Origin of the sequence: Yinghuangia sp. YIM S09857, assembly GCF_051388915.1 — a bacterium.
Taxonomy (GTDB): domain Bacteria; phylum Actinomycetota; class Actinomycetes; order Streptomycetales; family Streptomycetaceae; genus Yinghuangia.
The window spans coordinates 4,413-7,336 of record NZ_JBPKBH010000047.1 but is presented as its reverse complement, the minus strand read 5'-3'; the positions used below and the strand labels follow the sequence as shown (position 1 = coordinate 7,336).

The window sequence follows — 2,924 nt, the reverse complement described above, 5'->3', positions numbered from 1 at the left end:
CGGGGACTATCTGCGGGCTATCGTCAGACTTGCGTGCGAGCGTGAAGACCTGGGGCCGGAATTCCGGGCCTGGCTGAAAACGTATGTCGACGAGGAGCTGCGGGGATGAAGAGCGTCGAGGAGCACCTGACCGGAATCCTCGAACGGGTGGCGCCCTTGTCACCGCTCGAACTCCAGCTCCTGGACGCGCACGGCAGCCTGCTCGTCGACGACGTCGCCGCAACCGGCGACCTTCCGCCCTTCGACAACTCGTCCATGGACGGGTACGCGGTGCGCCTCGCCGACGTCGCGGATGCCGGTGAGCGCTACCCGGTGGTCCTCGACGTCATCGCCGACATCGCGGCCGGCAGTTCCTCGGATTCGCCCATCGAGCCCGGCACGTGCGCGCGCATCATGACCGGCGCGCCGATTCCCGAGGGCACCGAGGCGATCGTCCCGGTCGAGTGGACCGACGCGGGCATGCCGACCGTGCGGATCACGCGCTCGCCCGACGAAGGCCAGTACATCCGGCGGCGCGGCGACGACGTGGCGGCCGGCCAGACCGTGCTGCCCGGCGGCACCGAACTGGGCTCGGCACAGGTCGGCCTCCTCGCGGCCATCGGCCGCGACCGCATTCGGGTACGCCCCAAGCCGCGCGTCGTGATCCTCTCCACCGGCAGTGAACTGGTGCCGCCGGGAAGGCCGTTGACCGCGGGCCAGATCCGCGACTCGAACAGCTACATGCTCACCGCGGCGGCGCGCGAGGCAGGTGCAATTGCGTACCGCGTGGGGAACGTCGCGGACGATCCCAAGGCTCTCATCGACACGATCGAGGACCAGCTCATCCGCGCGGACGTCGTGGTGACGACCGGCGGTGTGAGCGCGGGGGCGTACGACGTCGTCAAGGAAGTGCTGTCGGACCTGGGCACGGTCGCGTTCGAGAAGGTCGCGATGCAGCCGGGGATGCCACAGGGGTTCGGCACGATCGGGCCGGACGACACACCGATCTTCACGCTGCCGGGCAACCCGGTGAGCGCGTTCGTGTCCTTCGAGGTCTTCGTACGCCCGGCTCTGCTGCGCATGCAGGGCACCGAGGAACTGGCCCGCACTGTCGTCCGCGCCCGCTGCGAGGGCGGCTTCCGGTCACCGGAGGGCAAGCGGCAGTTCGTCCGGGCGCGCTACACCCCGGCCGAGGACGCGGCGGAGCCGGGCACCGTGGCGCCGGTGGGCGGGCACGGGTCGCACCTGATCGGCAGCCTGGCACTGGCCAACGCGCTGATCGTGGTGCCGGAGGAGGCCGCCGAGGTGGAGCGCGGGGCCGACGTCGACGTCATGCTGCTCTGAAGCCCTGAAGCCCTGAAGCCCTGAAGCCCTGAAGCCCTGAAGCTGTGAACCGCAGATCTCTGAGCCGCAGAAGGTCCGAGCCGCAGAACCTGTGAGCCTGCGAATCGCCGCGACCGCCGAGACCGTCGATCTCCGATCACCCGGTTCCCCCGGCACGGCCTCCCGCCCAAGTAACGTTGCCTCGTCGGACCCACGGGCACGAGAGGGAGAACGGTGCGCGGCGAGACATTGACGCACGTCGACGAGTCGGGCGCGGCCCGCATGGTCGACGTTTCCGCCAAACAGGTCTCGGTGCGGACCGGGCGCGCGAGCGGGCGCGTACGCGTGTCGCCGCGCGTGGTCGAACTGCTGCGCGGCGAGGGCGTCCCCAAGGGTGACGCCATCGCGACCGCGCGTATCGCGGGCATCATGGCCGCCAAGCGCACTCCCGACCTCGTGCCGCTGTGCCACCCGATCGCCATCCACGGCGTGGCGGTGGACCTGGTGGTGGAGGACGACGCGGTGGCCATCACCGCGACGGTGCGTACCGCCGACCGCACGGGCGTCGAGATGGAGGCGCTGACCGCGGTCTCGGTCGCCGCGCTGACCGTCGTCGACATGGTCAAGGCCGTCGACCCGGGGGCGGTCATCACCGACGTGCGCGTCGAGGAGAAGACCGGCGGGGTGTCCGGCGACTGGTCGCGCGCGGGCGCGGGTACCGGCACCGGCGGCGCGGCGGCCACCGAGCACGGCACAACGCCCGGCGATACGCCCGGCAGTACGCCCGACAACGGGGACACGACCGGTGCGGCGGCCGGGGAGAGCCCGCCCGCGCCGGTCCCAGGGGACGGAAGGCAGGACTCATGAAAGCCATGGTCATCACCGCGTCGACGCGGGCCGCGCAGGGCACGTACGGGGACGAGAGCGGTCCGATCATCCAGCAGGAGCTGACCCGGCTCGGTTTCCAGGTGCGCGGCCCGGTCGTGGTGCCGGACGGCGAACCGGTCGCCCAGGCGCTGCGCGACGCCGTGTCGCAGCACTTCGAGGTGATCGTCACGACCGGCGGCACCGGGCTCACGCCGATGGACCAGACTCCCGAGATGACGCGCCGGGTGATCTCGTTCGAGGTGCCGGGCATCGCCGAGGCCATCCGCGCGTACAACTTCGACAAGGTGCCGACCGCGGCCCTGTCGCGCGGCATCGCCGGTGTGGCGGTCGTCCAGGACGCGCAGTGGGTCTACCGCAGCCTCATCGTCAATCTGCCGGGCTCGGCGGGCGGCGCGCGCGACGGCATGGCGGTGCTGGGCAAGGTGCTCGTCCACGCCGTCCAGCAGTTGCAGGGCGGCGACCACGGCCAGGGCGGCTTCGGCGGCGGCCCGGCCGCGGGCTACGGCGGCCAGCAGCAGGGCGGGTTCTCCGGCCAGGGCGGGTACGGCAACCAGGGCGGGTACGGCCAGCCGCAGCAGGGCGGCGGCTTCGGCGGGGGAGGGTTCGGCGGCGGCGGTTACTCGTCCCAGCCTCCGTGGGGCAACTCCTGATCCGCGGCTGGCCGGTGGAGTTGGCCGAAGGGCGCGTCGCCCTTCGGCCGATCCGCGGCCGGGATGCCGACGTGTGGCAGGAGG

At 72.0% G+C, this 2,924-nt stretch carries 2 protein-coding genes and 2 pseudogenes; all 4 read left to right on the top strand.

The window, feature by feature from the left end; all coding sequences use genetic code 11:
• A pseudogene (locus ACRX5S_RS40895) lies at window positions 1-109 on the top strand (UTP--glucose-1-phosphate uridylyltransferase); the annotation flags it as partial.
• A complete protein-coding gene (glp, locus tag ACRX5S_RS40890) occupies window positions 106-1,323 on the top strand; it encodes a molybdotransferase-like divisome protein Glp (RefSeq protein WP_436778374.1) in 1,218 nt (405 codons plus the stop codon). The pseudogene ACRX5S_RS40895 and the gene glp, both read left to right, overlap by 4 nt.
• A 261-nt stretch (window positions 1,324-1,584) precedes the next feature.
• Window positions 1,585-2,010: pseudogene (moaC, locus tag ACRX5S_RS40885) on the top strand (cyclic pyranopterin monophosphate synthase MoaC); the annotation flags it as partial.
• Window positions 2,011-2,165: 155 nt separating this feature from the next.
• Entirely contained in the window at window positions 2,166-2,840 is a 675-nt protein-coding gene (locus ACRX5S_RS40880) for a MogA/MoaB family molybdenum cofactor biosynthesis protein (protein WP_436778373.1), read from the top strand.
• Window positions 2,841-2,924: the final 84 nt, after the last annotated feature.